The sequence below is a fragment of the Brachyspira sp. genome (assembly GCF_050873525.1).
GTDB lineage: Bacteria > Spirochaetota > Brachyspiria > Brachyspirales > Brachyspiraceae > Brachyspira.
This window is the reverse complement of record NZ_JBNMIZ010000275.1, coordinates 1-2,936: the sequence shown is the minus strand read 5'-3', so window position 1 is coordinate 2,936 and position 2,936 is coordinate 1. Positions and strand designations below refer to the sequence as shown.

Below are 2,936 nucleotides of genomic sequence, written 5' to 3'. Positions count from 1 at the left end.
TGCTAAATGCCGCTATTAACAAAATAATAGCTATTCGTTTTGAAATTTTTAATACTTTTGTGTTAATCATAATTAACTCCTTATTTTAATTAAATTATAGGCTTTCAATTCCTATGTTAATAGTATAATAAATTTATTAAATAAAGTCAAGTAGAATTTACTATTTCTATACAAAAAAAAAAAAAAAAAAAATAAGAAATTTAGAAAAAAGTAGTGAAGTTATGAATAATCCAAGCAAATTTATTCTTTTCTAAAAAACAAAATTATCTTAATCAAAGAAACTACTATAAACACAATCCAGCAAATTATCGCGCTATAAAAATATTTCATGTCGGGCATAAATTCAAAAATTACTTCGTTGTCTCCCGCTTCGACATAAACTCCTCTGAATAATAAATTCGCGTTTAATAATTCTCTCTCTTCTCCGTTAACTTTCACTTTCCAATTTGAATTATATCTTTCTTTTGAAATTAAAATTCCGTCATTTGGAGTTTTTATATTGAAAGAAATTTTATTGTCGCTATTTTCCGTCATTTCCACAAGGCTAACGAAATCCAAATTATTTAAATTATTATTTGAGTAATTTATAATAACCGCTTCTTTTGACAAATTGAAATCGGGCGATTTTAATCTATTTAGTCCATCGTTAAAATCTTTAGCTTCGTATATTTTGCCGACAAATTCGTATTTATTTCTATAATCTTTGAGTTCGTATAAAACCGCCGCCGAAAATTCATCCTGATATTCCGTTATTTTTGTAATATCGTTTGCGATTATGGACGAGTCCAAATATGTCGGGCTTAATATATATCTTGCGCCGAGCAAATCCATTAATCTCGGTTGATAGCCAACATAATCGTTTATTCTGAAAGCGCCGAATGTTTCCGTTATATCGCTACTCAATCTGCTTGCCGCTGGAGGTTCGGTTAATGGAATTTTATAATAAGGCATTGTGTGAGTAGTATATCTGTATAAATAAGGTATCAAAATCGGAATTGTAGTTTCGTTATTATTTTCTTTTAAAATATGTTCCGTTATTGGTGTCGGATTATACATTTCATTAACATTCGATTTTACTATAAACATATTTCCGCTTTGAGTCAAATCTAAAAATAAAATTGCCATGAAAATATAAGGCAGATATTTATAAAAAATATTTTCTTTACTTGCTATGATTATATAGGCAAAAATGACAAAGCTGCCGATTATTAGAAATCCAATTTTTCCAGAATCGTAAACCGAAAACAATATGAAGCCCATTAAAGGAATCAAGGCTAAATATCTTTCTTTTGCCGTCATTTCTTTTAATGAAATCGAATTTATAATTAAAATAGTAGCAACAGAAGATATTAAAGTAAGTCTTATAAACGACATAAATATATTTTTAGAAATAAGCTCCGAATTTTGAGCCTGCCAATCGGGTAAAAATTTATCGTAAATAAAACTTTTTCCAAGTATTGTTATAATCATTAATATAAAAGAAGCGATTAAAATTACATACATTATTTTTTTCGCTATTTCTAAATATTTATAATCTTCTTCCAAATATTTTAATAAATTATTTTCTTTTTTTGTTTTTAATTCTATAGCTTTAAAAATATAATCGGCGGCAAAAGACGAAATGATTGCAAAAGGAATTGGAATTATTTCTATAAATTTATTCGGGTTTCTTGCGTCTCTGAATATTGGAATTTGAAATAATGCTCCGTAAATTAACGGAAAATATCTTCCGAAACTCGCTATCAAGAAAAATAATGCCGTTCCAATCCAAAAATATTTTTCTTTATATCTTTTTCTACTTATAAAAATCGTAAATATTATAAATAAAAAAGTTATATAACCGATATTAGCCGAAGTTAAAGAATAATTTGAAGTTTTAGGTTCTCCGCTCATATTCGCTATTCTTCCCCAATAAGGATGAGTTTCGCTTCCAGAATAATAACCGAATAAACCAGGAATAAAAAATCCAAAAAATTCTTCGGGAGGATAAGACCATCTTGTTGCCCAATCCCATAATTCTTTTTTATTGCTTACTCCCGCCGCTCCCATATCTTGAGTATTTTTCGTAATCATTATTATTTGAATTGACATTAAAAACGAAAATACTGCGACTAATAAAAATTTTAAACATAATAAAATAATTTTTTTATATTCTTTTTTTATAAAATCGAATAATTTTAATTCGTTTTTTTTGTTATATAATAAATATAAAAAATAAACGGCTAAAAATAATGCGAAATACATAGCGACATCCAAAGCTCCGCCTAAAAAAGCGATTCCCAAAAAAGCGCCCGCAAAAAAGAAGTCAGTCCATTTTTCATTATTCATTGCCTTCGATAAAAAATATAAAACGAAAGGAAAATAACAATAAGTTTCAAATTTTCCCAAATGTCCTGGAAGTATTAAAGTTATCATCGCGTTTGAAAACATTAAAGCTATAGCGCCGAACATCGAGGCTTTTATCGAAAGTTTTTTTTCTCTTAAAAACCAAAATAAACCGTAGCCCATTATCGTTATATGAAACATTACGCTGACTTGCGGATAAACATTTACGGGCAAAAGAAACATTAATAAAGATTTTGGATGAACTGGAACTGTGGAACTTGCCGCTATCGTAAAATATGCGTTATTCCAAAAATAAAAGTTTCCGTTTGCTATCGCGTCTTTAATATTTTTTATCTCCCATAAAATTACATCGCCCATTTGAAGATAAGAAAAAGTTAAATTGCTATAAAAAAACAGAACCGAAAGGACGGCAAATATTACGGGATATTTTATTTCTTTTTTTATTAATTTTAATGAATTCATTTTATTTCCAATTTATAGTTTCGTTTATCGTATTAAATTTATTAAATTAATTATACTAAAATAAATCCGTTTTGTCAAAACAATTTTAAATTAAATAAATACTTTTATTATATAGCAATATGATATAT

Annotated in this window: 1 protein-coding gene; it reads right to left on the bottom strand. The window is 27.5% G+C overall.

Annotation, left to right across the window (positions count from 1 at the left end; translation table 11 throughout):
* Positions 1-240: 240 nt before the first annotated feature.
* Complete coding sequence (locus ACR0QS_RS12455; protein ID WP_432633775.1) at positions 241-2,808, bottom strand: YfhO family protein; 2,568 nt, start codon at positions 2,806-2,808, stop codon at positions 241-243.
* Positions 2,809-2,936: the final 128 nt, after the last annotated feature.

Excerpts from the sequence above, each read along its gene's own strand:
- ACR0QS_RS12455 (WP_432633775.1), bottom strand. The coding sequence starts at position 2,808 with ATGAATTCATTAAAATTAATAAAAAAAGAAATAAAATATCCCGTAATA.